Origin of the sequence: Bradyrhizobium brasilense (genome assembly GCF_029714345.1) — a bacterium.
Classification (GTDB): domain Bacteria; phylum Pseudomonadota; class Alphaproteobacteria; order Rhizobiales; family Xanthobacteraceae; genus Bradyrhizobium; species Bradyrhizobium australafricanum.
Map to the genome: position 1 here is coordinate 3,252,095 of NZ_CP121669.1, position 26,478 is coordinate 3,278,572.

The 26,478-nt window shown below is 59.7% G+C and carries 37 protein-coding genes; 35 read left to right on the forward strand and 2 right to left on the reverse strand.

Annotated features, from left to right (window positions below):
* Window positions 1–74 precede the first annotated feature (74 nt).
* The gene (locus QA635_RS15035) at window positions 75–638 is read left to right on the forward strand and encodes a portal protein (protein WP_283069972.1); all 564 of its coding nucleotides are present in this window, start codon (window positions 75–77) and stop codon (window positions 636–638) included.
* Between the two features lie 106 nt (window positions 639–744).
* Here the strand turns inward: QA635_RS15035 and QA635_RS15040 are convergent, their stop codons facing one another.
* Entirely contained in the window at window positions 745–1,065 is a 321-nt protein-coding gene (locus tag QA635_RS15040; RefSeq protein WP_283069973.1) for a hypothetical protein, read from the reverse strand.
* A gap of 277 nt (window positions 1,066–1,342) precedes the next feature.
* On the opposite strand from QA635_RS15040, the gene QA635_RS15045 reads away from it, so the two are divergent.
* From QA635_RS15045 to QA635_RS15185, 29 genes are all read left to right on the forward strand, one after another.
* Complete coding sequence (locus QA635_RS15045) at window positions 1,343–1,690, forward strand: hypothetical protein (protein WP_283069974.1); 348 nt, start codon at window positions 1,343–1,345, stop codon at window positions 1,688–1,690.
* A 30-nt stretch (window positions 1,691–1,720) separates the two neighbouring features.
* Entirely contained in the window at window positions 1,721–2,098 is a 378-nt protein-coding gene (locus tag QA635_RS15050) for a hypothetical protein (protein WP_283069975.1), read from the forward strand.
* A 476-nt stretch (window positions 2,099–2,574) separates the two neighbouring features.
* Window positions 2,575–2,754 carry a hypothetical protein gene (locus tag QA635_RS15055; RefSeq protein ID WP_283069976.1) on the forward strand — a complete coding sequence of 60 codons (180 nt, stop codon included), beginning with the start codon at window positions 2,575–2,577 and terminating at the stop codon, window positions 2,752–2,754.
* A 68-nt stretch (window positions 2,755–2,822) separates the two neighbouring features.
* Entirely contained in the window at window positions 2,823–4,475 is a 1,653-nt protein-coding gene (locus QA635_RS15060) for a portal protein (RefSeq protein ID WP_283069977.1), read from the forward strand.
* Window positions 4,468–5,454, forward strand: coding sequence for an HYD1 signature containing ADP-ribosyltransferase family protein (locus tag QA635_RS15065; protein WP_283069978.1), 987 nt, complete (start codon window positions 4,468–4,470; stop codon window positions 5,452–5,454). Before QA635_RS15060 ends, QA635_RS15065 begins: the two co-directional genes overlap by 8 nt.
* Window positions 5,451–5,726: a DUF6881 domain-containing protein gene (locus QA635_RS15070; RefSeq protein WP_283069979.1), complete on the forward strand. Its 276-nt coding sequence runs from the start codon at window positions 5,451–5,453 to the stop codon at window positions 5,724–5,726. The genes QA635_RS15065 and QA635_RS15070 overlap by 4 nt, the downstream gene beginning before the upstream one ends.
* A 140-nt stretch (window positions 5,727–5,866) precedes the next feature.
* Complete coding sequence (comJ, locus tag QA635_RS15075; protein WP_283069980.1) at window positions 5,867–6,250, forward strand: competence protein ComJ; 384 nt, start codon at window positions 5,867–5,869, stop codon at window positions 6,248–6,250.
* A 228-nt stretch (window positions 6,251–6,478) separates the two neighbouring features.
* Window positions 6,479–6,784, forward strand: a complete 306-nt coding sequence (locus QA635_RS15080; protein ID WP_283069981.1) for a hypothetical protein — start codon at window positions 6,479–6,481, stop codon at window positions 6,782–6,784.
* A 454-nt stretch (window positions 6,785–7,238) separates the two neighbouring features.
* A complete protein-coding gene (locus tag QA635_RS15085; RefSeq protein WP_283069982.1) occupies window positions 7,239–7,619 on the forward strand; it encodes a hypothetical protein in 381 nt (126 codons plus the stop codon).
* A 1,053-nt stretch (window positions 7,620–8,672) separates the two neighbouring features.
* Complete coding sequence (locus QA635_RS15090) at window positions 8,673–9,635, forward strand: DUF5309 domain-containing protein (protein WP_283069984.1); 963 nt, start codon at window positions 8,673–8,675, stop codon at window positions 9,633–9,635.
* Window positions 9,636–9,699: 64 nt separating this feature from the next.
* Window positions 9,700–10,062: a hypothetical protein gene (locus QA635_RS15095; RefSeq protein WP_283069987.1), complete on the forward strand. Its 363-nt coding sequence runs from the start codon at window positions 9,700–9,702 to the stop codon at window positions 10,060–10,062.
* Window positions 10,062–10,373, forward strand: coding sequence for a hypothetical protein (locus QA635_RS15100; RefSeq protein WP_283069989.1), 312 nt, complete (start codon window positions 10,062–10,064; stop codon window positions 10,371–10,373). Before QA635_RS15095 ends, QA635_RS15100 begins: the two co-directional genes overlap by 1 nt.
* The gene (locus QA635_RS15105; RefSeq protein WP_283069991.1) at window positions 10,373–10,705 is read left to right on the forward strand and encodes a hypothetical protein; all 333 of its coding nucleotides are present in this window, start codon (window positions 10,373–10,375) and stop codon (window positions 10,703–10,705) included. Before QA635_RS15100 ends, QA635_RS15105 begins: the two co-directional genes overlap by 1 nt.
* Window positions 10,702–11,355, forward strand: a complete 654-nt coding sequence (locus tag QA635_RS15110; RefSeq protein ID WP_283069993.1) for a phage adaptor protein — start codon at window positions 10,702–10,704, stop codon at window positions 11,353–11,355. The genes QA635_RS15105 and QA635_RS15110 overlap by 4 nt, the downstream gene beginning before the upstream one ends.
* An 11-nt stretch (window positions 11,356–11,366) precedes the next feature.
* Window positions 11,367–11,798 carry a hypothetical protein gene (locus tag QA635_RS15115; protein ID WP_283069996.1) on the forward strand — a complete coding sequence of 144 codons (432 nt, stop codon included), beginning with the start codon at window positions 11,367–11,369 and terminating at the stop codon, window positions 11,796–11,798.
* A gap of 1 nt (window position 11,799) precedes the next feature.
* Entirely contained in the window at window positions 11,800–12,618 is an 819-nt protein-coding gene (locus QA635_RS15120) for a hypothetical protein (protein WP_283069998.1), read from the forward strand.
* Between the two features lie 115 nt (window positions 12,619–12,733).
* Window positions 12,734–13,372: a hypothetical protein gene (locus QA635_RS15125; protein ID WP_283070000.1), complete on the forward strand. Its 639-nt coding sequence runs from the start codon at window positions 12,734–12,736 to the stop codon at window positions 13,370–13,372.
* An 84-nt stretch (window positions 13,373–13,456) separates the two neighbouring features.
* Window positions 13,457–14,932 carry a hypothetical protein gene (locus tag QA635_RS15130; RefSeq protein ID WP_283070002.1) on the forward strand — a complete coding sequence of 492 codons (1,476 nt, stop codon included), beginning with the start codon at window positions 13,457–13,459 and terminating at the stop codon, window positions 14,930–14,932.
* Window positions 14,929–15,243: a hypothetical protein gene (locus QA635_RS15135; protein WP_283070004.1), complete on the forward strand. Its 315-nt coding sequence runs from the start codon at window positions 14,929–14,931 to the stop codon at window positions 15,241–15,243. The genes QA635_RS15130 and QA635_RS15135 overlap by 4 nt, the downstream gene beginning before the upstream one ends.
* Before the next feature lie 239 nt (window positions 15,244–15,482).
* Complete coding sequence (locus QA635_RS15140; protein WP_283070006.1) at window positions 15,483–16,220, forward strand: hypothetical protein; 738 nt, start codon at window positions 15,483–15,485, stop codon at window positions 16,218–16,220.
* A 279-nt stretch (window positions 16,221–16,499) separates the two neighbouring features.
* Complete coding sequence (locus tag QA635_RS15145; protein WP_283070008.1) at window positions 16,500–16,808, forward strand: hypothetical protein; 309 nt, start codon at window positions 16,500–16,502, stop codon at window positions 16,806–16,808.
* Between the two features lie 148 nt (window positions 16,809–16,956).
* Window positions 16,957–17,718 (forward strand): hypothetical protein, encoded by a 762-nt coding sequence (locus QA635_RS15150; protein ID WP_283070010.1) that lies wholly within the window; start codon window positions 16,957–16,959, stop codon window positions 17,716–17,718.
* 154 nt (window positions 17,719–17,872) lie between these two features.
* On the forward strand, window positions 17,873–18,217 hold the full coding sequence (locus tag QA635_RS15155; protein WP_283070011.1) for a hypothetical protein: 345 nt from the start codon (window positions 17,873–17,875) through the stop codon (window positions 18,215–18,217).
* 195 nt (window positions 18,218–18,412) lie between these two features.
* Window positions 18,413–19,414: a tail fiber domain-containing protein gene (locus tag QA635_RS15160; RefSeq protein WP_283070012.1), complete on the forward strand. Its 1,002-nt coding sequence runs from the start codon at window positions 18,413–18,415 to the stop codon at window positions 19,412–19,414.
* A gap of 561 nt (window positions 19,415–19,975) precedes the next feature.
* Window positions 19,976–21,175, forward strand: coding sequence for a hypothetical protein (locus QA635_RS15165; protein WP_283070013.1), 1,200 nt, complete (start codon window positions 19,976–19,978; stop codon window positions 21,173–21,175).
* Window positions 21,176–21,220: 45 nt separating this feature from the next.
* Window positions 21,221–21,484, forward strand: a complete 264-nt coding sequence (locus QA635_RS15170) for a hypothetical protein (RefSeq protein WP_283070014.1) — start codon at window positions 21,221–21,223, stop codon at window positions 21,482–21,484.
* A gap of 8 nt (window positions 21,485–21,492) precedes the next feature.
* Window positions 21,493–21,984: a hypothetical protein gene (locus QA635_RS15175; RefSeq protein ID WP_283070016.1), complete on the forward strand. Its 492-nt coding sequence runs from the start codon at window positions 21,493–21,495 to the stop codon at window positions 21,982–21,984.
* A complete protein-coding gene (locus tag QA635_RS15180; protein ID WP_283070018.1) occupies window positions 21,956–22,156 on the forward strand; it encodes a hypothetical protein in 201 nt (66 codons plus the stop codon). Before QA635_RS15175 ends, QA635_RS15180 begins: the two co-directional genes overlap by 29 nt.
* 61 nt (window positions 22,157–22,217) lie before the next feature.
* A complete protein-coding gene (locus QA635_RS15185) occupies window positions 22,218–23,195 on the forward strand; it encodes a phage tail protein (RefSeq protein WP_283070020.1) in 978 nt (325 codons plus the stop codon).
* Here QA635_RS15185 and QA635_RS15190 read toward each other — a convergent pair.
* Window positions 23,174–23,719, reverse strand: a complete 546-nt coding sequence (locus QA635_RS15190; protein ID WP_283070022.1) for an acyltransferase — start codon at window positions 23,717–23,719, stop codon at window positions 23,174–23,176. The two genes, QA635_RS15185 and QA635_RS15190, sit on opposite strands and share 22 nt — an antisense overlap.
* A gap of 212 nt (window positions 23,720–23,931) precedes the next feature.
* Between QA635_RS15190 and QA635_RS15195 the strand changes: the two genes are divergently transcribed.
* The 5 genes from QA635_RS15195 (at window position 23,932) to QA635_RS15215 (ending at window position 26,191) form a co-directional block, all read left to right on the forward strand.
* The gene (locus QA635_RS15195) at window positions 23,932–24,636 is read left to right on the forward strand and encodes a hypothetical protein (RefSeq protein WP_283070024.1); all 705 of its coding nucleotides are present in this window, start codon (window positions 23,932–23,934) and stop codon (window positions 24,634–24,636) included.
* A gap of 2 nt (window positions 24,637–24,638) precedes the next feature.
* Complete coding sequence (locus tag QA635_RS15200) at window positions 24,639–24,995, forward strand: hypothetical protein (protein WP_283070026.1); 357 nt, start codon at window positions 24,639–24,641, stop codon at window positions 24,993–24,995.
* A 3-nt stretch (window positions 24,996–24,998) separates the two neighbouring features.
* Window positions 24,999–25,382, forward strand: coding sequence for a hypothetical protein (locus tag QA635_RS15205; protein ID WP_283070027.1), 384 nt, complete (start codon window positions 24,999–25,001; stop codon window positions 25,380–25,382).
* Window positions 25,383–25,386: 4 nt separating this feature from the next.
* Entirely contained in the window at window positions 25,387–25,680 is a 294-nt protein-coding gene (locus tag QA635_RS15210; RefSeq protein ID WP_196238905.1) for a hypothetical protein, read from the forward strand.
* An 82-nt stretch (window positions 25,681–25,762) separates the two neighbouring features.
* Window positions 25,763–26,191, forward strand: a complete 429-nt coding sequence (locus tag QA635_RS15215) for a GNAT family N-acetyltransferase (RefSeq protein WP_283070028.1) — start codon at window positions 25,763–25,765, stop codon at window positions 26,189–26,191.
* Window positions 26,192–26,478 lie beyond the last annotated feature (287 nt).

Below are 26,478 nucleotides of genomic sequence, written 5' to 3' on the forward strand. Positions count from 1 at the left end.
GTTGCGTGCGGCGATCAGCGTTGGAATGCTGCCCTACCTGCACCCATATACCAAGGCTTTCACGAATGACGAAAATGTCGACGTCCGAGCTCAAGGCGATGCTCACCTCCGAAAAGGCCGATGCGCTCGCGGCGCTGTCCGCGGCGCGGCTCGCCGAGGAGCGCGCGGACGCAATGGACTATTATCTCGGCGACATGCGTAAGGACATGCCCGCGCAGGACGGCCGCTCGCGCGCGGTCTCGACCGACGTCGCCGACACTATCGAGGGGCTGATGCCCTCGCTGATGGATATCTTCGCCGGCTCCGACGAGGTCGTGCGCTTCGAGCCCGTCGGCCCCGAGGACGAGGCCGCCGCGCAGCAGGAGACCGACTATGTCAATCATGTCTTCATGCAGCAGAATCCGGGTTTCATGACGCTCTATTCCTTCATCAAGGACGCGCTGCTGTCGAAGGTCGGCGTTGTGAAGGTGTGGTGGGAGGAGCGCGAGGAAGAGAACCGGGAAACCTATTACGACCTGACCGACGACCAGTTCGCGCTGCTGGCGCAGGCGGTGATGGAGTCGAACGGTGCGATGAAGATCGTCGAGCACACCGTGCACGATCCGGCCAGCGATGTTGGGACCGAGGCTACGAGCTGACCGCTCGTCGTCGTTCGGGCTCGCGACCTAGAAGGAAGTCCCGAGCAGCGCCAGACTCAGAATCCTTCGGGTCAACGTCGACCGTTTGGCCCGGATTGCTCGCTTCTCAGGTCCTGAGATATGAAAAAAGGACTCCGATCAAGATGAAGCCACCGGCGCCCCATGCGATCATGATGCGATCATTTAGTCGCGCCCGATTCTGATAGGTTTTGCCGGCTTCAGTAAGAAGTGAGGGGTCGATCGCGGTGGCCTGAATTCTGAACTCGGCGCCTAACAGGGTGAAGGATTTGACGTCGCCTTTGCCGAAGTAGGTCGCTCCCGGCTGCAGATTATTCAATACCAAGCGGGAGAGATTCAGACCGCGTCCGGCCAGGAAGACGAGGCCGCAGAACCACAGCGTTACAAGGCTACCCGAGAGATAGATCACTCAGCTGTCCTCTACGTTCTGCCGATCTCCGGCGCCGGCTTTGTCGTGTCTCTACGAGCGGCACTTTACGATTTGCCACGCTAGCTGCCGGCGCAAGATAGATCATACGTTTCCGAAAGACCACCAAGGAGAGAGCTGTGGCTGAATCAGATAAGAAGATCCGGTGGCCGGACGGAATTTCCTTTGGCGGACCGCTGAAGGCTTCCAGGCGGGATGGCGAAGCACACGGAGTTTGGTGCATAGTCGCGACTGTCGTCGAAATGTTCAGGGAATTGCCATGTCTGTCGCCTTCTTTGCCGTCGCCGCAATTGTCGCAATATGGTCGGCCGTCAAGTCCGAGGTCATTCGTCGCCAGCTTGTCGATTCGTTTCCTCCACAGTTCCAGGACTACGACATGTCGCGATACGCGCTTCACACCTATGCGCTCGCGCCTTCGACGTCGTTACCGCAGCAAGCCGAGTACATGAAGACTTTGTACGGCTGGTGCGCCGCTGCCTTGAGCGGCTCGCTTGGATTCTTCGCAGCGGGAAACATCGTGTTTGGTTGTTTCGTGCTGCTTGGAGTCTTCTGGGTTGCTTATCAGACGTTCATATCCTGGAAAACCTATCGAGCGAATTGCGCGTAAGTAGGGCTGTGACACGACTAAGGAGTAAGCATGATGGCCAAGACCTATGGCGGACGAGCGATTGGAGCGGGCTTGTTTCTTGTGATGGTATTTCTGGGTGGATTCTGCAGTCACTCCAATGCGGAGGCACGGTGCTCTCAACTGACGACGCTGCGCAGTAAGGCCGCGGAAGCCGCAAAGCAAATGACAGGCGTTCCGACATGGGAGCGCTGCGAAGCATACAGCCGGTTTTCTTTGGTATGGGACGACATAGTCAGATACGCCAACGCCAATCGCGAGCCGTGTGACATTTCGAGCGATGCGCTGAGTGAGCTAGAGAGACGTTACCGCGAGGCAGCAAGAATGCGCGAGAACGTCTGCGCGAGCCGCTCCCTTGCGCCCTTTCCGCCAGAAAAAATTCTGCGCTGAGACAATTGAATCGTCGATTCTGTAGTCGGTTGCTGGTCGATGACCGGTACATCGTAGAACAGTATCACAAACCCGCAGTTTGAGGTTGCAGCATGTCGCGTTCAGTTGGCGGTCCTGATCCCAACCCGATGCTTCCTGGTTGGAAGGCAAAGGTTCCTACGATAGACGAACTTATGCTGCCTCCGCAGCCTCCTCCATGGTGGCAATTTCTTCCGCCACCGGCGACGCCGAAGAATGACGACCCATTCGGCCCAATTCCCATTATGCCACCGCCGCCGCGCGAAGTTGATCCGCCCGCCCGTCCCCCCGAGTGGATGTTTGGGCCGCCCCATATCAGCGGGGCTCCAACTCGAGTGTCTTCGCCTGGCCTATGGTATCGGTCGTTCGCTCCGCCTGAGAGCTCAATCGCATTGGATCTCGTAGAGCGGATCGCGGCTCTCAGAGGGGGCCTGTCGACTACGGGGCGGGATTCTCCGGTGCCGAATCTGCCCGGCACGGGGACTCCGCCGCTGACGTTCGTCGCTACTCCTGCCGAAGAAAAGTCCAGAGGCCTTGTCGGCATGATGACCGAAGCCGGGCTCTCCGATCCCTCGAATTCCGATATGCCACAGCCCGGCGGGTTGCTTGGCCTGATGCAAGATTACCTGCGCAAATAAACAGCCGCCGCGCCAGGGCATGTCCCGCGCCCAGGCCGTCACCCACTTTTCAGATGAGCTCAACGAAAATGGCTGTTCCCATGCTCCCGGGGCCGGCGGCGATGCCGCTTGGCTCATCCATTACTCACGACGTCACCATCGTCACCACGCGAAAGCTCACACAGGCGAGGGTGCTGGGCGTTCCGCCGGAAGAATTCGGCATCGAGCGTGGTGCACGTAGCATCCATGACTGCAACTACTGTTTCCACGAGGTGGTGACCAAGACGGAAGTCCAGCTGATTGCCGAAGGCTTCGATGCCGCGCAGATCAGGTCGCTGAACGACTATACCGGCAATACCAACATCGAGACATTGGCGCGCGATACCGCCGACGAGCATTTCGGTGCCGGCGCCGGCAGCATCAACGCGGCGGCGCGGCTGGTGCGGATCACCGAGCACTATGTGCGGATGGACTATGAGGGTAACGGTCGGCCGTGCTTGTATCAGGTGATCACTGGAGGCGACCAGTGCGAGATCCTGCGCAAGGATGGGCGTGACTGCATCACGCCGTTCGACGCGGTTCCGTTCGCGGCGACGACGCCGGTGCCGATGACGCATCGCTTCTTCGGCCGCTCGATCGCCGAACTGGTGATGCCGCTGCAGCGGGAGAAGACCGCGCTGAAGCGCGGCGCGCTGGACAATCTCTATCTGCACAACAATCCGCGCGTCGAGGTGGCCGAGAGCAATGCCGGTCCCAATACACTCGATGACTTGCTGGTCTCACGGCCGGGCGGCGTGGTGCGCACCAAGACGCCGGGAGGGCTGAACTGGCAGGTGGTGCCCGACATCACCTCCTCGATCTATCCGATGATGCAATATCTCGATGCCGAGCTCGAGAGCCGCACCGGCCTCAGCCGCCAATCGCAAGGCATCGACGCCAACGCGCTGCAGAACCAGTCGGCGACCGCGGTGGCCCAGGTGTTCTCGGCCTCTCAGATGCGGGTCAAGCTGATCGCGCGGATCATGGCCGAAGGTGTGCGCGACATCTTTGCGCTGCTGCATGGCACGATCCGCAAGCACGGCCAGCAGCAGCAGACAGTGCGGCTGCGCAATAGCTGGGTCACCGTCGATCCGCGCAACTGGAAGACCCGCGACGACATGACGATCAATGTCGGCCTCGGCACCGGTGGCAAGGCGCAGCAGTTCGCGCAGGTGATGGCGCTTGCCAATGTGCAGAAGGAGCTGATTGGCGGCGGCAAGATCAACATGGTTGGCGACCGCGAGCTCTACAACACAGCGGTCGAGCTGACCCGGATCATGGGGCACAAGAACCCGAGCCGGTTCTTCAACGATCCGACCGCGGTCAATCCACAGACCGGACAGTTGCTGCATCCGCCGCCGGCGCCGCCATCGCCGCCGCCGGATCCACGCGTGCTGGCGCTGCAGGCCAAGGCACAGGCCGATCAGCTTGCTGTCGTCCATCGTGCGCAGGTCGAGCAGCAGAAGGCGCAGGCCGATGCGATCCATCAAAAGCTCAAGGCCGAAGCCGAGATCGAGCTGGCGAAGATCAAGGCGCAGCTCGATGCGCAGATCAAGGTGTTCGATGCGCATCTGAAGGCCGCGACGGAAGCGAGAAAAGAACGCGCTTCCGTGCCGGGGGCGCGAAGGGCCAGGGACGGCCACCATTACGTTGAGGATCCGAAGCGGCCCGGCAAATTCCTGATGGTCGTCCATCATGTCTGATTTTTCTCTGGTGCCCGTCGACCATCAACCGGATTTCGCGGGCGTTACTCTTATTCCCGTCGACCACGATCCGTTCGCAGCGGACGTTCTGATTCGAGCGACTGGAACGCAAGCCGAAGGTCAGCCTCACCCGCATGCAACTAGCGTTGCCCCGCCGGATGTCGGTGTGTCGCTACGCGGCATGCCGCCAGTGGTACCCGGCGAGTCCTACGAGCCGGATTCCGCGGCCACTGGAGTTGCGGGCCAGGTCGCCGCACAGGATCCAACGTCAGCACCGATATCTCCTCCCGGCGAGCTGAGGATCGATCGGTCGGCTTTCAATCGGCCGACCGGCGAATTGAGGGCGGCGACTTATACGCCCACGCAGCGCATTGGATATCTCGCGGCCGATGCGCTGACGGGTATGGGTATGCAGCCATACACCGCGAACGACCTGACTTCACGGATCGGCAACGTACTCGGCTTAACCCCACTTGGCGTTGCCGGCTCGGCTCTTGACTTTGTCGATGCAAAGCGCCGCGACGACTTTCCCAGAGCCGTCAGAGCTGCAATTGGAATGATACTGGGCGCCACGGGCGGCGCGGCGTTCAGACGTGCCGCAGAAACAGCAGCGATCGGCGATAGCGTACCGATAGCCGGCCGAACTCTATATCATTACACTGATGAGGCAGGTCTGAATGGTATCCTAAAAGAGGAAAGGCTAAATCCGTCTCTTAAAGCCACAAGCCCGAATGATGTTCGATATGGAAATGGCCAGTATCTTTCCGATATCTCGCCGGGTACCTTGAAACCAGCACAGCTTTCGCGAGCCTTCTTAAAAATTCCCTTCCAGGGGAGGAGATTTACCCACTACCTCGAAATCAACACTGGCGATCTGGATGTCATTCGAGGCCGGCCCGGTGTTTATGTTATCCCAAACGAGGTGCCGTTGGATTTAAGCGGTAGGGTTATCGGTAGCGGAAAGGTGCCAAGCGAATGATCTATCTCAAGGTGAAATGGAAGCACTCGTTCTCTGATGAACCGGTGCTTCTTTATAGTGAGTTGGATCGCGAACGTTGGGAGGTTCGCAAGGTCGAAATCTTTCGTAGCGGAAGGATGGGGTATGCGGGTCCCGGAGGCGCTGACGGTGGAACGGATTTAGGCGTCGAGCCACTCCCATCCTTTGAGGAGATTGCCGGCGACCCCGATTTCGAGCCGGAAATCATTTCAAAAGCGGAGTTCGACAAGGTTTGGGCAAAGGCGACGGGGTGATTCGACTTCTGGCTGCGATACAGCACGATCTGCAAGCGGTGTTGGACCAATCTCATGTGCATGCCATTGATGCCTGCAACTGCAGCCGAGGCGGTGCTCGATAATCTATATGGAGCTCAAATCAACGTTGGGGATTGACGATGGCGGTCACGATCGGCTTTGAGCTCTCCTATGGGCAACTCTCTGTGTTCGTGAGTTCGCTGAAGGATCCATACAATGACTGGACTGACCGCCATATGTCGCAGGGCTTCACTTGGCGGCCTGGCAGCGTGTCGTTCAGCTCCATGGTCGAGTCAGGTCGGCACTCGGTGGAAATCCACGTGGTAAACCACGCCGCTGCCGTCCATCCCGGCGCGGTACGCGCAGTTGCGGTCCCCTTCGAGGTTCCGGCTGACGGGGCCATAGAAGTCGGAAGTATTTCAGAGACCGTTCCGCTGGAGCTGCCGCCCGGATCGTTTCTGCTACGTTGTGAGTTCTTTCAACCGTCCGGTACGGATGAAGACGAGCGGGCGCGACTAACCTAAGACGAGCATGGCGGCGATACTAAATGACATGCTGCTCGAGGTAGCTGCTGGCGGGTGATGCGCTACGCTCGCTGACTCAAGGTCAACATTGGCGGCGTTGATCCGGCCAAGCGCGCTAACGCCAACTCCTGTACCGACTCGCGGGACTGTCGGACTGCCCGGCCATCTCGCCTTCACTCTCGACCTTGTCGACCATGATCCCGATCGCTTCGATGGAGTACCTTCGCAATGACGATTGCCGATGAATCGCGACTGGACCAGGCCGTAGGCCGCGCGGTCCGGGCCGAACGGTTGCTCGCCGATGAATTGTTGGTCGAGGCGTTCGCGACGCTCGAGGACGCCTATACGACCGCGTGGCGGTCGACGACGATCGATGACGCGTCCGGCCGCGAAAAGCTGTTCCTGGCCATCAACGTGGTTGGGAAGGTGCGCGATCACCTCACCGCCGCGGTCACCAACGGCAAGCTGGCGAAAGCCGAGCTGAAGGAGCTGGCGCAGACGGCGGAGCGGAGGAAGCGGTTCGGCATCCTCTAGCAGCAGGCGTTGACATTGTTCTTGTTTTGTTCGATGTTGTCAGTTCCTGCACCAGCAGGTTGTGTAAGGGTGCAAGGCGTTTTTGAGCCATAGGCATGACAAGGGCAAACAAGACGCTTCGGAGAACGGAATCTCGCAAATCCGTGCGGGGAGATCTCCCGGCGGCCACCATGGCCCGGCTTCGCGGCGCCGTTGCTCGTCTTCGCCTTCCTCTTTCTCGGTTCAGGCGGGTTCTGCGCGCAAGCTGAAGCATTCGACAAGGCCAACTATCACCGCGCTGTCGAATATTGCCGAGGGGCCGTTGCTCGACCAATCGCACTCAGCGCCGATCAAACGATCCTTTGCTTTGACGGTAAGATCGATAAGGCGACGGATCGCGCAGAGGTCAGTGACTTGAAGAGGGGGGCTCTTCGTCGTTCGAAGCGCCGGGGGCGATATCGCTTCCGCTGTTGCTTTGTCCAACCTGCTTGGCGGCCGGCACGCGACAGTCGTCGTGTACGACTACTGTTTGGCGGGCTGCGCAAACTATCTCCTCATCGCATCCGACCAGGCATATGTGCTCAAGGGAGCCCTTGTCGCCTGGGACTACGAAAGCACCGATCCCGCGCTGCCATTCTGTTCACGGTATGCGTCGGTGCGAATGCCGAGCGGGGAGTTCCGTCTGCAGCGCGGTTCCTGTCAGCCTATGCCGGAGAAAGAGGCGGACTGGCGGCGCGTGGTGTTAGCGCAGAACAAGTTTTTCAAGCAGCGAGTGATCGATCCGTTGTTCGAGGCTCCGCCGGACAATCGCTATTTGAGAAAAGTCAGGAAAAATCTCTATTTTGACCCGTCTTAGATCACCGCATCGCGTGGACGCTGCATCCCAGATACTTCGCAAGGCTGTTCAAGACAAAGGTGATCTATGAGGCCTATCCGGAAAGCCAGACCGATGTCGACGACTTGGTGAGTCGTTTGCATCTGGAACTTAAGGTTATCTATGATCCGTAGGTACGATTTTCTCTCGCTCGACAACGAGCGACCCTCAAGCAGCAGCAGGTCATTCACTATCCGTAGGTAAGAAAGGCGCGTATCCGAACATGGCCAGGATACCGGAAGACAGCATCCCTCCGAATTCGCTTCTTGAATATCCAGGCTATTTGCCTCCCTGGTTCATTTGGATGATGCTCGGACGACCTCCTAGGTTTGCTTTCCCCGATTGGGGACCGCTTCCGTCGTTGCCCCGGAAAGAGGGAGCACCTGTACCGCTGCCACCTCCCCGAGGTCCCGACGTGCCAGGGCCGATCGAGGTTGATCCACCGGCACGACCACCGGAATGGCTATTTGGCCCGCCGCTCATTGTTCACTCGCCGGCGGCGCCGAAGGGACTGCCTGGCATGCTCGAAGATTACATCCAAGGGCAAATCTCGCCGAACACGCAGCCTCGCAGTTCGACCTTTGACGTTGGTTTGTCGCCGCCACCGCAAGGCAACGCGAGCTCCTTCAACGATCGCTTTGGCGGAACTCTCTCTGTTTCGCGATTGTCGTCGCGGTGGGACCGGTTGTGATGTTAGCTCGGGTGATCATACTGCAGGACTGAATTTCGTGCGCGCTAAGAAAAATACATCTTGCGAGTTGACACGTCGGGCAACTCACTAGCATAATCTCACCATCAAAAGTTTTGAGCCCGCGCCGGGAAGCCGCCGCGGGCTTTTTCATGACGCCGACCCTGCCCACGCAGGCGCCACGGCGGAGACGAGGGCCGGCCGAACCGGAAGCGAACTTCCGCGCCATCGTGCAGCCCAAGCGCTCAACCACCCAAGACCATCACGTCCGCTCATCACGATGACGAACGCTCCGCCGATTGGGCGGCGCGTCCGCTCGCGTAGTCGGACAGCACAAGGACCAACACATGGCTTTGCCTACCAACACGGTGACGACCTACCAGGCGATCGGCAACCGTGAAGACCTCAGCGATATGATCTATCGCATCGATCCGACCGACACCCCGTTCATGAGCGGCGTCGACAAGGAGAAGGCCTCCGCCGTCAACCACGAATGGCAGACCCAGGCATTGGCGCCGGCCTCCAATGCCAACGCCCAGCTCGAGGGTGACGATCCCACCGCCAACGCGCTGGTGCCGACCGTCCGGCTCGGCAATCTCTGCCAGATCTCCTACAAGATGGCGCAGGTGTCGGGCACGCAGCAGGCCGTCGACCATGCCGGCCGCGACAACGAGCTTGCCTACCAGGAGATGCTGCGCGGCCTCGAACTGAAGCGCGACATCGAGACGATCCTGGTTGGTAGCAACCAGGCCAAGGTTGCCGGCTCGACCAGTGTGCCGCGCAAGACGGCGTCAGTGTTGTCGTGGGTCGTGAGCAATACGTCGAAAGGGACGGCCGGCGGCGCAGCCGATCCGGCCGCGGCCGACGGCACCGGCACGCGTACCGACGGCACCCAGCTGGCGTTCACGGAGGTGCGGCTGAAGACCGTGCTGTCGTCGATCTGGAGCAATGGCGGCAAGCCCGGCACCATCATGACCGGCGCCTTTAACAAGCAGGTGTTCTCGACCTTCACCGGGCGGTCCACCGCGATCGAGGAAGCCAAGTCGAAGAAGATCGTCGCCTCGGTCGACGCGTACGAATCCGACTTTGGCAAACTGAAGGTCGTTGCCAATCGCTTCCAGCGTCCGCGCGACGTTCTGGTGCTCGAGATGGACAAATGGGCCGTCGCCTATCTCAACGGCCGCAACATGATCTCGATCCCGCTCGCGAAGACCGGCGATTCCGATCGGCGCCAAGTGCTGGCCGAGTACGCGCTGGTCGCGCGTAACGAGAAGGCCTCCGGCGGGGTGTTCGACAACACCACGTCCTAATCCCGTCATTGCGATCTGGCGGGCAACTTCGGTTGCCCGCTTTCCCTTGCCTCAGGAGGCCTTCATGCCACTTCCCGGTAATCACACTCTCAATACCGAGCACCTGACGGCCTATACGCCGTCGTGCGGTGCGTCTCCCGTTGCGGCCTATATTCGGGTTCCCTTTCGTTGCCGCGTGCTGAAGGCGACGGGAATTCTGGGCGGCGCGATCACCACGGCCGACGGCACCGTCACGGTCGCCGCCAACGGCAACACGCTGACGAGCTTCACGGTGCCCCAGGCTGGATCGGCTGCGGGGCAGCTGTTCTCGGCGGTGCCGGCTTCGCCGACCTATCTCAACGAAGACGATGTCATCGTGCTGACGCCGTCAGGCGCGTCCGGCGCCGCCGTTCCCATGCATTTCTCTCTCTCGGTGAGGACGGCCTGATGTCATTCTTTCCCAAACATCCGGCGTCGCGCCTCGGCGTGACGCAGACGATCGCCTACGACGCGAGCGTCGGAGCGACCAATGCGTTCGGTGCCGAGACCTACCAGCTGCGCCTGGTCGCCAACTCCGCCTGTTGTTATCGAATTGCCGACGGCACCCAGACCGCGACGACCGCTGATATCTATCTGCCTGCGAACCTGGTCGAATACGTCATCGTCAGTCCCGGGCAGCGGATCGCCGCGATCAAGGCGGCAACCAATGGCCTGGTCACCGCGACCGCCGGCACGCTCTGGGTTACGGAGATGTCGTGATGGACAGTGTCCTGATCCGGCCGCATTTCGACAGCAACGGTCGCGACCTTGCGATCGAGCACGTGCAGGATGTCGAGCCGATCCTGCAATGGAATCATGAGGCGCGTCGCGACCAACAACACAGCGAGTGGGGCCGACACGTCGCGCGCATCCCCAACGTGATCTACGTCAAATGGCTCAACGAAGAACACGCCAGGGGCAACACGTCGATCCGGATGTTCTCCCCCGAGTTTGACGCCATCGTGCAGCGCAAGCTCGACGATCCCGAATGGGCCTACCTGCGCACCGATCGACCGAAGCTGCAGACCGGATGGACAGCGGAGGCCTCGTGACACAAATCGTGGACTATGCCTCCTTGCAATCGGCGGTGACGGAATATCTGGCGCGCGATCAGGATGCCGTCCTGATCGCGCGGATCCCGACCTTCATCCAGCTCTCCGAGGCGAAGCTCAATCGGGAGCTCTTTGTTCGCCAGATGGAGCAGCGCGCCATCGCGGTCATCGACCTCACATCCGACGAGCCCGAGTTTATCGCGCTGCCGACCGACTTCCAGTCGATGCGAAGGATGCGGCTGTCGAGTGTGGCGGGCAAGCCCTGGCTCGAGTTCAAGTCGGGCACACAGCTCGACGAATACCGGTTCGGCATATCGGACGTCGCGGGACAGCCCCGATACTTCACGATCTTCGGCAGCGAGATCGAGATCGCTCCGACGCCCGACAAGGCCTACACAATCGAAATGGTCTATCGACGGGTGGTCCCGCCGCTCGCCAGCAATGATCCGAACTGGTTGCTGTCGGCAGCGCCGGATCTGTATCTCTATGGCGCGCTCCTGGAGGCCGCGCCTTACCTGAAGGACGATGGACGGATCCAGACCTGGGCGCTCGGCTTCTCGGCCGCGCTCAACAGTCTCAATAATCTGGGGCTGACCTCAACTTTCAATGCCGGGCCAATGACGGTTCGCGCTTCCGGTCAGATCATCTAGGAATCACAAGCATGGCCGCCTTCAACAAGTTCAACTGTTTCGTGCAGGATGTTGCTAACGCGCTGCACGACATGAAGACCGGGACAGCACAGGTCTACAAGGTATATCTCACCAACGCGCTGCCCACCGCGACCAACACCGTCTACAATGTGCCCGCCGATCTCCCGGCCGCAAACGGCTACCTGTCGGGTGGAGCATCGATCGGCACGGTCGCGGGATCGCAAACCTCGGGCACGTTCAGGTTCTTTGGCTCAACGAACCCGGCATGGACGGCGGCCGGCGGATCGATCGGTCCGTTTCAATATGCCGTTCTCTACAACTCGACTTCCGCAACCAAGCCTTTGATCGGGTGGTGGGATTACGGCACAGGCCTGGTGCTCACCAATGGCAATACCTTCACGGTCGCGCTCGACCAGATCAATGGCATCCTGACGATTTCCTGATATGGCAGCATTTCTCGACGCGTGCAGATTTTCTCCGGCATCTGGCGGCACCGCAGATTGGTTGGTCGCGGGGCCTGTCGGAGGATACATGGCGCCCGCGGCGGCAGGAGCCGTCAATGGGCGTATATACAAGTATCGCGCGGAGAGCGCGGACCTTTCCCAATGGGAGCTCGGCGAAGGTACCTGGAACGCCTCGACCGGCGTTCTGTCTCGAACCACGGTCCTGTTCAATTCGTCTGGAACGGCGTCGAAGATCAATTTCTCCGCATCGCCGCAAGTGGCGATCGTGGCTCTGAAAGAGGATCTGATCTCGATCGAGGAAGCTAACAATTTCGGCACGGCACAGCGCGCTCAGGCTCGGGCCAATATCCGAGCCAACTTGTCCGAAAACGGAACCTTCATCGTCGACCGAAATGGCACCGACCTCACCGGACTAACGGCCTCGGCGTATAACAAGATCACATGGACGAATAAGCAGGTCGATAACGAATCCTGGTTCGATACCTCGACCGGGAAGTATACCCCGCAGACCGCTGGCACCTATCTCTTTGTTCTGGATTGCACGACCGCGACAGGAACTTCTCCAACAGAGAGCTGTCAGCCGTCGCTTTACAAAAACAGCACGCGCATCAAGAACGGGGCTTACACGGCAGTTTCGGGCGGTATGTCGGGCGACAGCAACAAGCTGCTTGTTTGTGCCGTTCCGATGAACGGAAGCACCGACTACGTTGAGGCATATGTCTATATGCCAAACGGCGTCACGACACTGTTCGGTGCTACGTCAGGCACGCATTTTCAAGGCTTCAGGATTGGCGCCTAAGCGCCACCCTGTCTGCGCTTGATCCTCGTTACGGAGTCTCGGCGACATGATGAGGTTCATCACTGAGGCGCTGCGCGGCGGCGCGCCTCTTCGAACGGCGGGGGCGGTCTAGCAAATGTCGCTGCTCGGGTTCGACGCAATCGGCCGCCTCGCTCTGGGACAGACGAGGGTCAGCGGATCGAATGTTCTGGTCTGTGGATCGGCATCGTACGCCCTAGAGGGAAATGGGACGATCCTCGGTCTTCGCGAAACGGCGGCTCCGGCAAGCTACGCGCTAGCCGCCAATGCCGTGACCTTTAATTCAAAGTTGAATGCAAGCTCGAGAAGCTACAATGAGGGCGGCGCCGCCGCTCTGTTCTCTATTGGTCTCGTGTCGGGCGCGACGAACTACGTCCTCACTGGAAATTCCGTGAGGACTGCCATGACGCTCAGCGTCGCCCTAGGCGACTACATTGTTGCCTGTAACGGAGTGGCTGGGGCGGTTGCTCTGAATGCCGGAACGGTCGCGTACCAGGTCACTGGCAGCACCGCGGCGATGGGCCGAGACTTTGTGAACTGGTGGCCGGCCCAACCTACCGCAAGCAACTGGACTGGTGGAGTAGCGCCGTCTCCTGAGTGGACGACGAACGCGACGGTCTCGCCTGCCTGGACCACGGACGTGCCACCGATCTCGGCCTGGACGTCCCAGGCTGCTCCGGCGAGCGCCTGGACCGCTGATTCCGAGCAGGAAATTCCGAATCCAGTTGTGCACTAGCGCCGCTCTGCACAAAGCGCCCGGCATGCCGCCGGCAGTGCGTTCGCCTTGCCTGCCGTCCAATCTCCTGGAGACGATTGAAAGATGCCCTTGCTTGCCACTGGCGAGTATCGCCCCGATGTCAGCGACTATGAAGGTCAGGCGACGCGAAACATCCTCAATGTGATTCCGCGTGGTGACGGCTACGGACCATTTCCGAGCCTGTCAGCTTATGCGGCTCCGCTGCCGGCTGCTTGCAGGGGAGCCTTCTACGCGCTGAAGTCCGACGGCACCGTGGTCACTTTCGCAGGAACCAGCAACAAGCTCTACAAGCTCAACAATACTGATTTCACCTGGACGGATGTGTCGTCAGGAGGCGGAACGTACAGCGCGCTGAGCGCCAACGCGCAGTGGCAGTTCGCGCAAACTGGAAATTTCGTCTTCGCTACCCAAGCCAATACGACATTGCAGATGTTTGACCTATCCTCAGCGTCGACGTTCGGCAATGCGCTCGGCTCGCCGCCGCAGGCGGCCTATATCGGGGTAGTGGGCCGCTTCCTGGTGCTGTCCGGATTGCTCTCGAACCCTTACCGGATTCAATGGTCGGGGCTCAACAATTTCAACGCGGCTGACAGCTGGATCAGCGGCATCAAGTCCTCCGATTTCCAGGACTTTCCCGACGGCGGCATCGTTCGCGGTGTCGCCGGCGGCGAGGCGGGGATCATCTTTCAAGATCAGGCGATCCGGCGGATGTCCTACGTCCCGGGTTCGCCGATCGTGTTCCAGATCGATCGCATCACGCAGGACAAGGGCCTTTACGCGCCGTACTCGATCATCCGGGCCGGCGAGCGCATCTTCTTCTATGCGGGCCAGGGCTTTCACAAGATCGAGCCGGGCGGTGTGCCGGAGCAGATCGGCCGCGAGAAGGTCGATCGCACGTTTCTGGCGGATCTCGACAAGGGCAACCTGCAGCTTTTCATGGGCGCGGCCGATCCGCGCAGCACCCGCGTGTATTGGGCCTACAAATCGGTCTCCGGCGCCGTTGGAAATACCTATGACAAGCTGCTCGGCTACGACTTTCTGCTTGATCGATTCTTTCCTGTCTCGATGACCGGAGAATATCTGCTGGGTGTCTCGCAGACCGGTCTGACGCTGGAAAACCTCGACACCATCTCGTCCTCGATCGACGCGATGACATTGAGTCTCGATGCCTATGCCACAGCGGTGCAGCCTGAAATCGCGCAGTTCAACAATTCGCATGTGCTTGGCTTCTTTCGCGGCCTGAACCTGGAAGCGACGCTGGAAAGCGCGGAGCAGGGTAGCGACGAAAACCGGATCACGATCCGCGGCTTCAGGCCGATCACCGACGCGCCCACGCTGTACGGCTCCGTCTCTACCCGCGATACGCCTTCAGCGAGCGCCGTCCCGGGCACTGAGGTGCTCGTGAATGCCAGAACCGGACGCTGCGACATGATGCAGGACACGCGCTACTCGCGGTTCAAGGTGCGGATCCCCGCTGCAACCCAATGGACCTTCTGTGCCGGCGTCGTGCCGGATGTCATCGCGAGCGGCGCACTATGACGGCGTACGTTCCGGGAGTCACCGAGACCGACCTGAAGAAAATCGTGCTCGCCATCCAGGGCCTCGCCGCCGGTCGCTCGAACGCGGTCGGGACCGTAACGCTCGCGACCGGCGTATCGACAACGATCGTATCGACACCGAACGCTGCATCAGGTTCGACGCCGATCCTGACGCCAGCTTCGGCAAATGCTGCGACGGAGCTTGGCAACGGCACGCTCTACGTCAACGCCGTGGCGAATGGTTCGTTCACGATCACACATGCGAGCTCGGCGACGGCAGGGCGGACGTTCCTGTACGCGGTGCTTGGCTAGAATTCGTAGCAGCCATCGCGTTGCGTTTGCGCTCACAGAAAGCAAGTTGGCGAATCCTCATCTCGGACGGGCGAGTGCCCGGCCGCGCAGCGTCGTGCTTCCCGTATGAGGCGCGCTCGGTTCAGCAAGGAAAGTTCTCAATGGCTCCCCCATTTCCAAGATTTAGATTCTCTCCGAACGGAATGCCCCTTCCGGTCCCGCCACCGGTCGGGCCAACTGACGCTATCCCGCAAATTCCCATGCCGCCAATACCCGATTATTTGCGCTATGGATGGCTTGCAGCCACACTCTGGCCACAGCTCTTTCGGCAATCGGTGACGAGCCAGCCCTTCGTTGATAGCAATGATCCTGCATTGCTACGCGACTTAGACAATTCGATCCGCGGTTCTGTGAAGTCGAATCCTGACTCTGGTGGGGAGCAGCCGCCATATCAGCCGCCAAGTCTGCCAGCAGGGCTGCTTGGCCTGATTCTGAAATACCAGCAGCGGAGCGCGATCTCTGGCGACGACGGCCATGCCTTACCGGCATTTCCTGATCAGAAGCCCGTGGCGCCAGATGAGGGAGGGCGAGGGTCGTCAGACCAACCAAATCCGGATGTCAGACGACTTGAGCGCATCGATACGACAGCCGGAAAAGAGCGAAGGTCGGACAAATACTCTCCGCCGCTCGTGCCCAATATGCCGCTCGATGACGATACTGATGTCAGCGTCGTTAGAGGAGATCCGCGCTATTGGCGTCGAGGAGACCCGGAATGCGAAAAAGAGATAGTCGATGCGACAAAAAAATGTACTGACGCCTACAGAAAAGGTGAAACCTTGAATTCCTCTAGTCTGCAAGACTGCATTACTGGGCTTCTAAGTCCCAAGTGTGGTGGAACAAAGGTTCGTCGGGGCCTTACGGCAGAAGAGAGGGCGAGGATCCTGACCGAGCGCGTTCGACGTAGGATGAGGGGCGATGATCCTGATGATCTCGATTGATGGGAAGCCCTGCTTGGACGCACGATGTTAGTGTCGTTTCAACCAACGCTTGTCTTCATCTGCGGTGGTCAGTTCCGAAATAGCTCATGGTGTACGATCATGAGGAACCCGAATATCGATGGAGACATTCTCACGATGTCTTCCTCCTGTGGTAGAGGTCCGCTTACGAGTCTTGAGCTAGTCTGTGTCGATCCAAGGCGTATTCGTGAGATTTGGCCATATGCGTCCGCGTTGCTACATTCGGTCTGCCGCCGGACTGCGCTTAATTCACTAGAAGACTTGGAAGCGGATATTCTCTCCGGGCGCGGCCTTCTGTGGCTCGCCTGGGACGGTCGGGCAATCCAGGCGGCAGCTACCACGGTCCTGATCAATTCCGAAATCGGCAAGGTGTGCGTCATCACTGCGTGCGGCGGTACCGGGATGAAGCGTTGGCTGCCGCTGCTCAATGGGATCGAATCCTATGCGAGGGACGAAGGATGCACACGCGTGAGGATCTACGGTCGCAAGGGCTGGCTGCGCGTGCTCGATGGCTATCGCGCCAAGCATGTCATCATGGACAAGGAAATTGCGGTCTCGCAGGTGGGTTGACGAACGTTCACTATATGTTCTAGGGTTGATGTTATGCGCCCCCTCAACTCAACGAAGTGCAGGTAAGGTGTTTGGCTTCCGTGGAGTAAATGTAGCGTTTGCTGCACTCCTTTGGATATTTCTGGGTGCGGAAGCTTCGCGTGCCCAAATGCCAGAGGCGGAGAGCTATTCGGATGCGCTCGCATTCTGCCGAGGGGGCAAGGTGGACTCACCGGCGCTTCAGCCAAAGGCAACCAGCCCGTTGACGCTTCGGGACGACAGGAAGGTCCTGTGTGTCCATGATTGGATATTCTCGCAGCAACAGCTCGCAGTGGTGAGCAACCTTCAGCAGGGCGGATATGCAGTCGTCAAAGGATTTGGCGGCGAGATCTCTGCGACGATCATGCTTGCCGACATGCTCCGGAGCAAGCAGGCGGTCGTCATCGTCAACGACTACTGCTTCGCGGCTTGCGCCAGCTATCTCCTTTTTGCTTCCCCAGAGGCGTTCGTACCGAGAGACGCTATTGTTGCATGGACCAATCTCAAGACTGGGTTGTTGAGCAAGGATTGTTTCCGATTCTTGGAGACGTCCGACTCCGACGCGCAGCATTTTGGCACATACCCATGTTCTACTTTTGCCGATGCCCAACACCAGGCGCTCGCCGATCGCAAGGCGGAGTTCTATCATTCGAGGGGCTTTCCGGCCGGGTTCAAGGAGCCACCCGAAAGCACGACCATCAGAAGAATCCTGAAGCGGAAATTTGACCAAACGGGAACGCCTCCAGCAGATCTTTTTTGGACTTGGAATCCACGGTACGCCGTGCGCCAGAAGACAAGGCTGATCTATGAAGCATATCCGCGTAGTCAGGACGAGGTAGATGCGACCTTGGCGCGACTGGGTCTGTCGCAGTCGGTGATCTTCGATCCCTAGCCAGTCCATCCCTCAATAGCGCGATCTGCTAGGATCGAACTCCGGCTGATGAGAACGGGGGCACGTCCGTGACGCGCCTACGCCTTGTGACGTCCGCATCGTATCTGGCGACCGTATCGCATATTTCTGTCTCGAATTGTTTATGGAGGAATTCATGACGGCGCGGTTCAAGGACGATTCCTACCGGGTGCCAAATTTCGGAATCGACGGAGCGATCCCGCAGGAGTCTTGGTCGCGCATTCGCGACAAATTTCCTGACGTCAACGAGCCGGTGGTGCCGCGGATACCCGGATTTCCCTGGTGGATCGACCCGTGGATGCCGCCGGCGTCAGCTCCTGCTCCCCGACGGCCCAGATACCCCTTTCGGCCTGAGTTTCTAGATAACTCGGCAGCTTCGTCAGTGCAGATGATGCCAGACGAGCGTGCGGGGGGCCTTCTGCGTATGCTTTACGATGTCATGCAAGAAAGGGCGGCCTCGCTCGGCGCAAATAACCGCTGATTTCGCGGCGTGCCCCAGAGGCATCGAGAGCGAAGCCGGTTTGTCGCTTGATCTCGCCGTCGTTGCGTAGCGCCCTGCGCTGCGTGCTCATGCAGTGAACACAATCATTGATTCCAGGAGAAATTGATGGGTGGACAATCTTCCTCGACCCAAACGCAGCAGTCCCAGACCACTCCATGGACGGTCGCCCAGCCGATGTTGCAGGGCATCCTCAGTCAGCTTGGTTCAGGGTTGAACAACACTGGACTCACATCAGCAGAGACCGGTGCATTGAACACCCTTCAGAGCAATGCCGCGCAGGGCAATTCTTATGCGGCTCAAATTGGAGGCTATGCCAACTCGCTCTTGAACGGCGGCGGCGCAAATGCGCAGGCCGGAAACGTGCGGGACAATCTTGCCACGTTGCAGCGGCAGCTCATGCCCTATGCTAACGGCAGCATGATCGGAAACAATCCGGCACTGACGGCGCAACTGGCACAAATCCAGAGCGATGTCGGCAACAGCGTCAATTCGCAGTTCGCCGCGGCCGGCCGTGACCTCAGCGGAGCCAACCAGATGGCCTACGGGCGCGGGGTCGCCGCCGCGGAGGCTCCGGTGATTGCCGCGCAGTACAACCAGAATGTCGCCAACCAGCTCAATGCGGCGAACGCGCTCTACGGAGCGGGCAACACCACTGCGAATACGCTGAGCGGCATGCAGCAGAACTATCTCACCAACCAGGGGCAGGGCGTCACGGCCGCACAATCTGCGCTCGATGCGCAGAACTACGGCGCCAACGCAACGCTCGCCGAGGAGGCGCAGCGGCGCGGTATTCCGGTGCAAGCGCTGAGTCTGCTCGCGCAGATCGGTGTGCCGATCGCGCAGCTCGGCCAGCAAAGCAATGGGACCACGAACACCACCCAGCAGATGTCCGGGGCGCAGCAGTTTGGGGCGATCGCCAACGGCATCGGCAGCCTGTTCAAGTTCACGCCGTCCGACATGCGGCTGAAGGAAGATATCGCACCTGTCGGCACACTATTCGATGGGACGCCCGTCTACGGCTATCGCTATAAGGGAGCGCCGGCCTACCACATCGGCCTGATGGCGCAGGATGTGGAACGGACCGCGCCGCATGCCGTCCTGGACATCAATGGTTACAAGGCTGTCGATTATCATGCCGCGACGAAAACCTCTCGCAAGCTCGGCGAGGTGCGCTGATGGGATTGCTTGACGACTATTTGAGCTTTGATCCGAGGCTTTTCGATCCGGCTGGAGGATTGTATGGTCGGCTGGTCTCCCTGCAGCCGCAGTTGAGTTTCGACCAGCCTGCGCAGGGCTCGCCTTTCCCACCAGTCCCCGGCGCCGGGAGTTCGGGTCTACCGGCAAGCAACCGCGACACAGCGCCGCCAGATGGACCGAGCGCAACTGGGGCGCCTCAAACGCCGTCGAGCTGGCCGCGCGACGATGGGCAGACGCTCAACATGCGTATTGGAGATTACTGGATGCCGCAGTTCGGCCGCGCGGAACCTTCCGCGCCGGTCGCCGCTCCCACATTCGGTGATCGATTGAATGCCGGCTTTCAGAGTTGGGCTCATACCCCGCTAGGCAATCCATTCGCGGCTCTCGCCAACGGCTTGACGGGATTTAACACCGGCCAGCGTTCGGTCGAGCAGACTGGTCGAACCGCCCCTGCGTTTCCTGACAATCAAGGGGCGCCAACACTGGGGGGTGCGCCCGGTCGTAGCCCCGGCGCTTACCTGCGGAGGAGAGGTCTGAACAATGGCCGATGAACCCAGCAATGATCTTACGGGCGCTGCCCATGATTTGGCAGTGGCAGGCTACAAGCCGATGCCGGATCGCAGAGCGGACGAAGAGGAGCCGATCGGCAGCGACAATGCATCGCTTCGCGAGGCCGCAGAGAAGATCTCGGAACAGTCTGAGGACGTAGTTGTCCGGCAGTATCGGGACGCGGAGGGGAAGCCCGCTGCGGCGAATGAAGCGGTAACGTTGCGTCGTGCGAGCCGCGATTACGCGGCTGCCGTCGCGGCCGAGAAACTGATCGCCGACGGCGAAGACGCCGAACGATTGGCCGAGCGGGTCGACGCACTGCGCATGGAGGCGCTCGCAAGCGACCCGGAGGCGGCCGAGTTCTACGGCTTCGACCTGCCTGAAACCGATGCCGCAGAAGCCGGGCGAAGCAACGGCGACGTGAGGACGCAAGATGCCGACACGGGCGCCAACTTCAACGAAGGGCTCGATCCTGCCCTGGCGAGAGCGCTGGAGCATCCGCAGGTGCGTCAGGCGATCGATGAGGAGATCGCAGAGACGCACAAAGTCCGCCAGGGCTATCTTGATGCCCTTACCGGCGCGACGCAGATCGCGCAGGCGAGCTTCATCAATCAATTTCCCGAGTTCGTCGGCGTTCCGCTCGAGAACTTGCCTGGCGTCCTCGAGCAGATGTCGCGGCACGAGCCGGCCAAATTTGCGCGCGTTCGGAGCGCGATCGCGGCGACGGACCAGCTTCTTGCACAACATCAGCAAGAGAGCCAACGACAGGCTGAAGCCGCGTATCACTCCTTTCGCGCTCATGCGAAATCAGAGGACGCGCGGTTTGATGCGATGTTGAAGGGAGAGCCCGTCGAAACCCAGCGCGCCGTGATGCAGGAGATCATCGCATCGGCCAAGGCGAGTGGACTCGAGGCTTCCGAGTTGACGTATTTGCTCAACACCGAGCCGCTGATGCGCAACGCCACCTTTCAGCGGATGATGTACGACGCGGGAAAATATCGCCTGATGATGAAGGCGAAGGATGCCGTCACCACCAGGCCGCTTCCGCCGGTGCAGCGACCGGGCGCTGCGGCATCGCGTGGCGAGCGCGAGAACGTGGATCTTCGATCGCTCAATGCAAGGCTTTCGAGCACTGGCGATATCAAGGATGCGGTAGCGCTTTATCATGCGCGAAGAGGTGCCAGGCGGTGATGTCATTTCGTGTGCGTCTGCCAATCCTTTAACTGAGGTCTCCAAATGACAGACGATCGAGATTTTCTCGAGCAAGCCGAATCCATCACGGAAAAGGCCTGTGGCCAGCCCGCTACCGTTAGCGAGATCGCCGACAACTTTGCCCTTTATGGATTGAGCAAGCGCGCGGCCGCCCTGGACAGGCTCGATGCGGAGCTCGCCGGAGAGATCAATTCGGGCTCGCATAGCCTTCGGCGCCACGTGCGCCTTCAGGAGCTGCGGCGCAGGATGACCGATCTCCATCATGCGATGCGCAGGGCGAAGCGCTGAAGCGGGCGATGGTCAATCCCGTGTTGGCAACGCTCGCGCAAGCTCGCTTGCGTGCCGCACCAATATTTGTTCGCTGGTGTGAGTTGCACGGCGCGGTTTCGTATCCCGCAGCGCCAGCCGTCGTTGCCCGGTTCGTGGTCGACTGCGCATCCCTCGGCGTCGAGCGGCTGTGGCCGGCGGTGCAGGATATCTCGAAACTGCATGTGTCGGCGGGTCTCGCCGACCCCACGCTCGGAGGCCTGGCTGCGGCGGCAATAGCGCATATTGCAGGAATTGAACCGCCGAGATCCTGGCCGGACGATCGCAAGACGCGCTTCCGGTCACTGCCTTACGATGTGCAGATATTCATTGCAGCCCACGAGTCGCGTCGCGACAAGGCGTTGCGACGCGCCCAGAACGAAGCGGCCGCGGCGCTGAAGCGATGTGAGGCGCCGCGGCGAACGCCCTGCGCAGAGCCAGAAAGGACCAGAGATGAAGCCAGCCCGCACGCCACCAATTGAAAGCCGTATCAGTGAACTTCGTGCCGAAATTGAAGCCATCATCGATGCACGTGCGCAGGCTGTCGCCAGGGAAAGCCCCGGCGTGCCCATCGGCGTGATCCGCAATCTCCTGATCGCGCGGGCTCCTGCTTGCCCATGCGCCCAATATCTCCAGCTCGGTCGCGCGGAATAACGGCGGGGCTACTGCTCATCGACGAGAGCTGGCCTCGAGAAAATTCATCAAGGAAAGTACCATGACTCTCTACAAATGGTCCCGGATTGCGGCCTCGGATGCAACCGCTGACAGCTCGATCAATTGGCAGGAGGGACAGGCGCCTTCGAGTGTCAATGACTCCGCGCGCGCGATGATGGCGGCCACAGCAAAGTATCGCGACGATATCGCCGGCGCGATCGTCACAACTGGATCCAGCACATCTTATGCGCTGTCAAGCTATCAGCAATTCGACAGCTTCGCGAATATGAACGGTGCGATGGTTGCCTTCACGCCGCACATCACAAACGGCGGAATAACCGTCATCAACGTCGACGGGCTCGGTAACCGTCCGCTGAGAACTGCGCCAGGCGTCGAATTGCAGGCCGGCGTTATCATCCAGGGTACGCCCTATGCGGCGACTTACAATAACTCTGATGCAGTGTGGTATCTGCACGGCTTTTTTGGCAATCCATACAACGTGCCACTTGCGGCCGGCATGGATTATTGGGCGCCTACCGCTCCGAACAGCTCGTTTGTTTTTCCAGTCGGGCAGGCGATCTCGCGCACGACCTATGCGACGTTGTTTGCGCTGGTCGGAACGCTCTATGGAGCGGGCGACGGTTCGACCACGTTCAACCTACCCGACAAGCGAGGACGTGCCTCTGTGGCAGCAGATGCTGGCGCGGGCCGTATCTCAGGTGCCACGTTCTCCAGTTTGTCGCCCAACGGAACGGGCGGTTCCGAGACCCAAACCCTTGTTACCGCAAACCTGCCACCCTATACCCCGACGGGTTCGGTATCAGGCAGTATAACTGGCAATGCCTTCGCGAACTTCTTCTCGACTACCACTGGCACTCAGGCAAACGTGTACAGTCCGACTACTGGCACTGCGAGCCCACTTCAGGTAAGCGGGACTTTCTCCGGAACGCTGGCGGCTAACCCTCAAGGAGGCACGAGCACGCCATTTTCGAACGTTCAGCCAAGCATTGTCTGCAACTACATCATGCGGATTATTTGATCCGGTGAGGGCATGATGCTTTTGCTCACAATGCTGCCGGGCGTAACGGTGACGTTTTTTCCGATCTCCACGCCGCGCAAGATGATCGCACCTGCTCCTATTTGAACGCCATCGCCGATTGTAACCGGGCGATCTGCAAGCTCAACTTGCCGGGGATGCCCGACGGTGAAGATGCTTCTAATTTGTGTGTGTCGTTCTGCGGCGCGTAGCGGGTGCGTGTGATTATCGAAAATATTCACGTTGGGGCCGACTGTGACGTCGTTCCCTATCTTAATTGACACGCCAGACCATATCCGGGCGCCAACATCAATGTAGCAGTTACTTCCTATCTCGATGTCACCACCGTGAGCAAAAACAAACAGTTCACCGCCTACAAATGAATTCTCGCCGATCCTAATGTGTGCGCTGCTTTCGCGTGCGTTGAGAATCCTGGCCCTCAAGCCTAACCTTGCCCCTGGTGCGAGCGTACAAGTAGGGCGTCCAAGAAATGCTCTCGCCAGAAAGCCTAAGTTGGCCTGAACCATTGCCTGACATCGGCCTTGAGGAAGAGCCACGTGGATTTCAGGACAACCTTCCAATACGGAAGAATACGCGGGTCTCGCGCGTAGCGTCGTATGGTTCGATCAGTGTGCATGTCGCTGCGTTTATCATCACACCCCACGATAGACAATATTTGTAAGCTATGTTGCATTGCAGCGTAGGTGGCCTCTGGGCGGCTTTTTCTTTTGGAGATGCTATGACTGACCTCGTTGCCCTAACGGCGGCGAACGCTACCCGCTGGACAAAAGCCAAGTTGACCCGGAATTTCTCCGGTACCGCCAAGAGGCTCATCGCTCCGACTGCCAAAGCTCGGTATCAGGCGGTGTCGGCCAGGACTGGCGTGCCCTGGTTCTTCATCGCGGTCGCCCATGAGCGGGAGGCTTCACAGAGCTGGAACACCCAGCTTGGGCAGGGCGACCCACTCGGAAGCGTCTCTGTCCATGTTCCGAAGGGAAGGGGGCCGTTCAAGACCTGGGAAGACGGCGCCTTTGACGCGCTGGTCAATTGTGCGCCCTTCGCTGCCCGAAACAGGGACTGGTCGATCGGTGGCACGCTGACCATGCTCGAGCAATATAACGGGCTCGGCTATGCCGCTCGGGGCAAACCGTCGCCCTACATCTGGTCCGGCACCGATCAGTATGTCTCGGGTAAATATGTTCGGGATGGGGTCTTCGACTCGAGCGTCGTGGATCAACAACTCGGCTGCGCCGGCTTGTTGGCGGCGATGATGCAACTCGACCCGACCATCACCTTCACCGGGGCGAAGATTACCCCGGCAGGAACGCCGCCTTCGCCAGCGCCAAAGCCGCCTCCGGGCACTCCATCGATCCACGCTCCCGCCAAAGGCTCCCTCGGAGCCTTTTTTGTTGACCTCTTCAGATCTCTTTTCGGAAGGAAATGACGATGCTCTGGCTGTTCCTGACCTTGCCCGGACTGCTTTGCGCGTATTTCATTGTGCTGCGGCCGGTCTTGCACGCGATTCCAGCTCTCAAATCCTTCTACGATGAGGCCGATACGTTCTGGGGCAAGGCCTGGGCGCTGGCCGGACGATCTGTGACGGTGACCTGGGGCCTCTTCCTGACGGGTCTTGGGACCGTCTTTCAGTGGCTTGATCCGATCGCATCTGCCTTCGGCGATCCTGATCTCAAGGCCCAGATCATGGAGGCTCTGAAGAACAACCCGCGATATCTGGCCTACGCCATGATCGGAATCTCGACGATTACGATCGTCGCGCGGCTGCGGTCGATGGGAAAGAACTGATCCATGTGGATGGCTATTCTTTCATTCCTTGGTGGTCCCGTCATCAAGGGCCTGATCGATGCTTATCAGGCCAAGCTGAAGGCTGGAAACCTTGAGAGCAGGATCGCGGCCGATCTCGCTGCAAGCGAGATCGCAGCCCAGACGGCCGAGGCGGAGGCGCAGAATCAACTCAAGCTCGCTGAGATCGGTCATCCCTGGGAGCCAGAGAAGTTGGCGTTCTATGTCACTCTTACTTTTTACGCGAAGTGCGTCGTGTGGGACAAGGTTCTCGGTCTTGGGACGACGCCGCAGCTCGCGGGAGACGTAAGCACCTGGGCTGGCATGATCATGGGCTTCTATTTTGGAAAGCGCACGTTCGAGAATGTCGCGCGCATTATTCGACGGTGACCGCATGCACGAAGCTGATGTCAAAGCGATCGTGATGGAAACGTTGATTGAGCAAGATCGGGTACGACGAAGCGATATCGACGCCGTGGTAGTCAAGACTATTGCGACTGTTCTGACTTCATTCGGTTTTGAAGAGGGAGACCGACGCGAGCTGCGCGCGGATTTTCAGCACCTCCGGCGCTGGCGACGAAGTGTCGAGCAGGCGCAAAGCTACACATTCAAGGCAGTGATCACTGTGATTGCCACGGGTTTTCTCGGAGCCGTTTGGTTGGGCATCAAGGCCACGCTCGGAAAATGACTCGCAGAGTGCGGAGCGGATTAATGTCCTTGGACATAGATCTGGGCGCCTTGGCGGACAACAGAATTATTGGGGCGCAGAAATGTATCGGATACGCGAGGTCGAAGCCCAGGACGAAGCGGTGGCGGACTCGCTCGCCGAGCTTCATCAGCTGATATTCTGCGACGGGACCCGTGTACCGGACTTCGAGCAAGGATATTGGTGGATTGCGTTCCGTGGAGCGAAGCCAATCGCATTCGCGGGTGTCGTTCCTTCAACCCATGTTACAAATGCTGGATATCTGTGCCGCGTTGGCGTCGTGATGCCGCACTGCGGCCACGGCCTGCAGGTGCGGCTTACTCGCGCGTTGGAAGCACGAGCGCGGCGTGCCGGCTGGAAGGCGATCGTTTCGGATACCACCGACAACATTTTCTCGGCCAATAATTTTATCCGGCGGGGGTATCGGCTCTTCGAACCTGTCTCGCCCTGGGCATGGCAGCACACGCTGTATTGGCGGAAGGAGCTCGTCTAGATCCTGCGACGCGGTTCGGGTTGTTGCGAACAATCGATGACGTGGAGCGCCCGGTGGCTTCGGCCACCGGGCTTTTTTTGCGTTTCTGGCCATGGGTAGCCCTCTTTGGCAAGCCGTGGTCGCAGCCGGCATCGAATTTTGGGCGCGGGGATGCTAGAATGGACCTGTGCAGTGCGAATGAAGCATCGCTGGAAGCGTTTCCTCAAATGGGCGCCCCGGCGGCCGTCGTGGATCCTGGGCGTTGAATTCGCGGAATGCGGGCTTGCGCGTCTTGATCTCTGGTGATC

Excerpts from the sequence above, each read along its gene's own strand:
- QA635_RS15115 (WP_283069996.1), top strand. The coding sequence starts at position 11,367 with ATGGCCGCCTTCAACAAGTTCAACTGTTTCGTGCAGGATGTTGCTAAC.
- QA635_RS15130 (WP_283070002.1), top strand. The coding sequence starts at position 13,457 with ATGCCCTTGCTTGCCACTGGCGAGTATCGCCCCGATGTCAGCGACTAT.
- QA635_RS15125 (WP_283070000.1), top strand. The coding sequence starts at position 12,734 with ATGTCGCTGCTCGGGTTCGACGCAATCGGCCGCCTCGCTCTGGGACAG.
- QA635_RS15090 (WP_283069984.1), top strand. The coding sequence starts at position 8,673 with ATGGCTTTGCCTACCAACACGGTGACGACCTACCAGGCGATCGGCAAC.
- QA635_RS15180 (WP_283070018.1), top strand. The coding sequence starts at position 21,956 with ATGAAGCCAGCCCGCACGCCACCAATTGAAAGCCGTATCAGTGAACTT.
- QA635_RS15045 (WP_283069974.1), top strand. The coding sequence starts at position 1,343 with ATGTCTGTCGCCTTCTTTGCCGTCGCCGCAATTGTCGCAATATGGTCG.
- QA635_RS15070 (WP_283069979.1), top strand. The coding sequence starts at position 5,451 with ATGATCTATCTCAAGGTGAAATGGAAGCACTCGTTCTCTGATGAACCG.
- QA635_RS15215 (WP_283070028.1), top strand. The coding sequence starts at position 25,763 with ATGTATCGGATACGCGAGGTCGAAGCCCAGGACGAAGCGGTGGCGGAC.
- QA635_RS15185 (WP_283070020.1), top strand. The coding sequence starts at position 22,218 with ATGACTCTCTACAAATGGTCCCGGATTGCGGCCTCGGATGCAACCGCT.
- QA635_RS15135 (WP_283070004.1), top strand. The coding sequence starts at position 14,929 with ATGACGGCGTACGTTCCGGGAGTCACCGAGACCGACCTGAAGAAAATC.
- QA635_RS15150 (WP_283070010.1), top strand. The coding sequence starts at position 16,957 with ATGCCAGAGGCGGAGAGCTATTCGGATGCGCTCGCATTCTGCCGAGGG.
- QA635_RS15140 (WP_283070006.1), top strand. The coding sequence starts at position 15,483 with ATGCCGCCAATACCCGATTATTTGCGCTATGGATGGCTTGCAGCCACA.
- QA635_RS15175 (WP_283070016.1), top strand. The coding sequence starts at position 21,493 with ATGGTCAATCCCGTGTTGGCAACGCTCGCGCAAGCTCGCTTGCGTGCC.
- comJ (WP_283069980.1), top strand. The coding sequence starts at position 5,867 with ATGGCGGTCACGATCGGCTTTGAGCTCTCCTATGGGCAACTCTCTGTG.
- QA635_RS15195 (WP_283070024.1), top strand. The coding sequence starts at position 23,932 with ATGACTGACCTCGTTGCCCTAACGGCGGCGAACGCTACCCGCTGGACA.
- QA635_RS15165 (WP_283070013.1), top strand. The coding sequence starts at position 19,976 with ATGGCCGATGAACCCAGCAATGATCTTACGGGCGCTGCCCATGATTTG.
- QA635_RS15170 (WP_283070014.1), top strand. The coding sequence starts at position 21,221 with ATGACAGACGATCGAGATTTTCTCGAGCAAGCCGAATCCATCACGGAA.
- QA635_RS15105 (WP_283069991.1), top strand. The coding sequence starts at position 10,373 with ATGGACAGTGTCCTGATCCGGCCGCATTTCGACAGCAACGGTCGCGAC.
- QA635_RS15050 (WP_283069975.1), top strand. The coding sequence starts at position 1,721 with ATGATGGCCAAGACCTATGGCGGACGAGCGATTGGAGCGGGCTTGTTT.
- QA635_RS15210 (WP_196238905.1), top strand. The coding sequence starts at position 25,387 with ATGCACGAAGCTGATGTCAAAGCGATCGTGATGGAAACGTTGATTGAG.
- QA635_RS15065 (WP_283069978.1), top strand. The coding sequence starts at position 4,468 with ATGTCTGATTTTTCTCTGGTGCCCGTCGACCATCAACCGGATTTCGCG.
- QA635_RS15155 (WP_283070011.1), top strand. The coding sequence starts at position 17,873 with ATGACGGCGCGGTTCAAGGACGATTCCTACCGGGTGCCAAATTTCGGA.
- QA635_RS15095 (WP_283069987.1), top strand. The coding sequence starts at position 9,700 with ATGCCACTTCCCGGTAATCACACTCTCAATACCGAGCACCTGACGGCC.
- QA635_RS15190 (WP_283070022.1), bottom strand. The coding sequence starts at position 23,719 with ATGGTTCAGGCCAACTTAGGCTTTCTGGCGAGAGCATTTCTTGGACGC.
- QA635_RS15060 (WP_283069977.1), top strand. The coding sequence starts at position 2,823 with ATGGCTGTTCCCATGCTCCCGGGGCCGGCGGCGATGCCGCTTGGCTCA.
- QA635_RS15100 (WP_283069989.1), top strand. The coding sequence starts at position 10,062 with ATGTCATTCTTTCCCAAACATCCGGCGTCGCGCCTCGGCGTGACGCAG.
- QA635_RS15080 (WP_283069981.1), top strand. The coding sequence starts at position 6,479 with ATGACGATTGCCGATGAATCGCGACTGGACCAGGCCGTAGGCCGCGCG.
- QA635_RS15035 (WP_283069972.1), top strand. The coding sequence starts at position 75 with ATGTCGACGTCCGAGCTCAAGGCGATGCTCACCTCCGAAAAGGCCGAT.
- QA635_RS15160 (WP_283070012.1), top strand. The coding sequence starts at position 18,413 with ATGTTGCAGGGCATCCTCAGTCAGCTTGGTTCAGGGTTGAACAACACT.
- QA635_RS15120 (WP_283069998.1), top strand. The coding sequence starts at position 11,800 with ATGGCAGCATTTCTCGACGCGTGCAGATTTTCTCCGGCATCTGGCGGC.
- QA635_RS15200 (WP_283070026.1), top strand. The coding sequence starts at position 24,639 with ATGCTCTGGCTGTTCCTGACCTTGCCCGGACTGCTTTGCGCGTATTTC.
- QA635_RS15205 (WP_283070027.1), top strand. The coding sequence starts at position 24,999 with ATGTGGATGGCTATTCTTTCATTCCTTGGTGGTCCCGTCATCAAGGGC.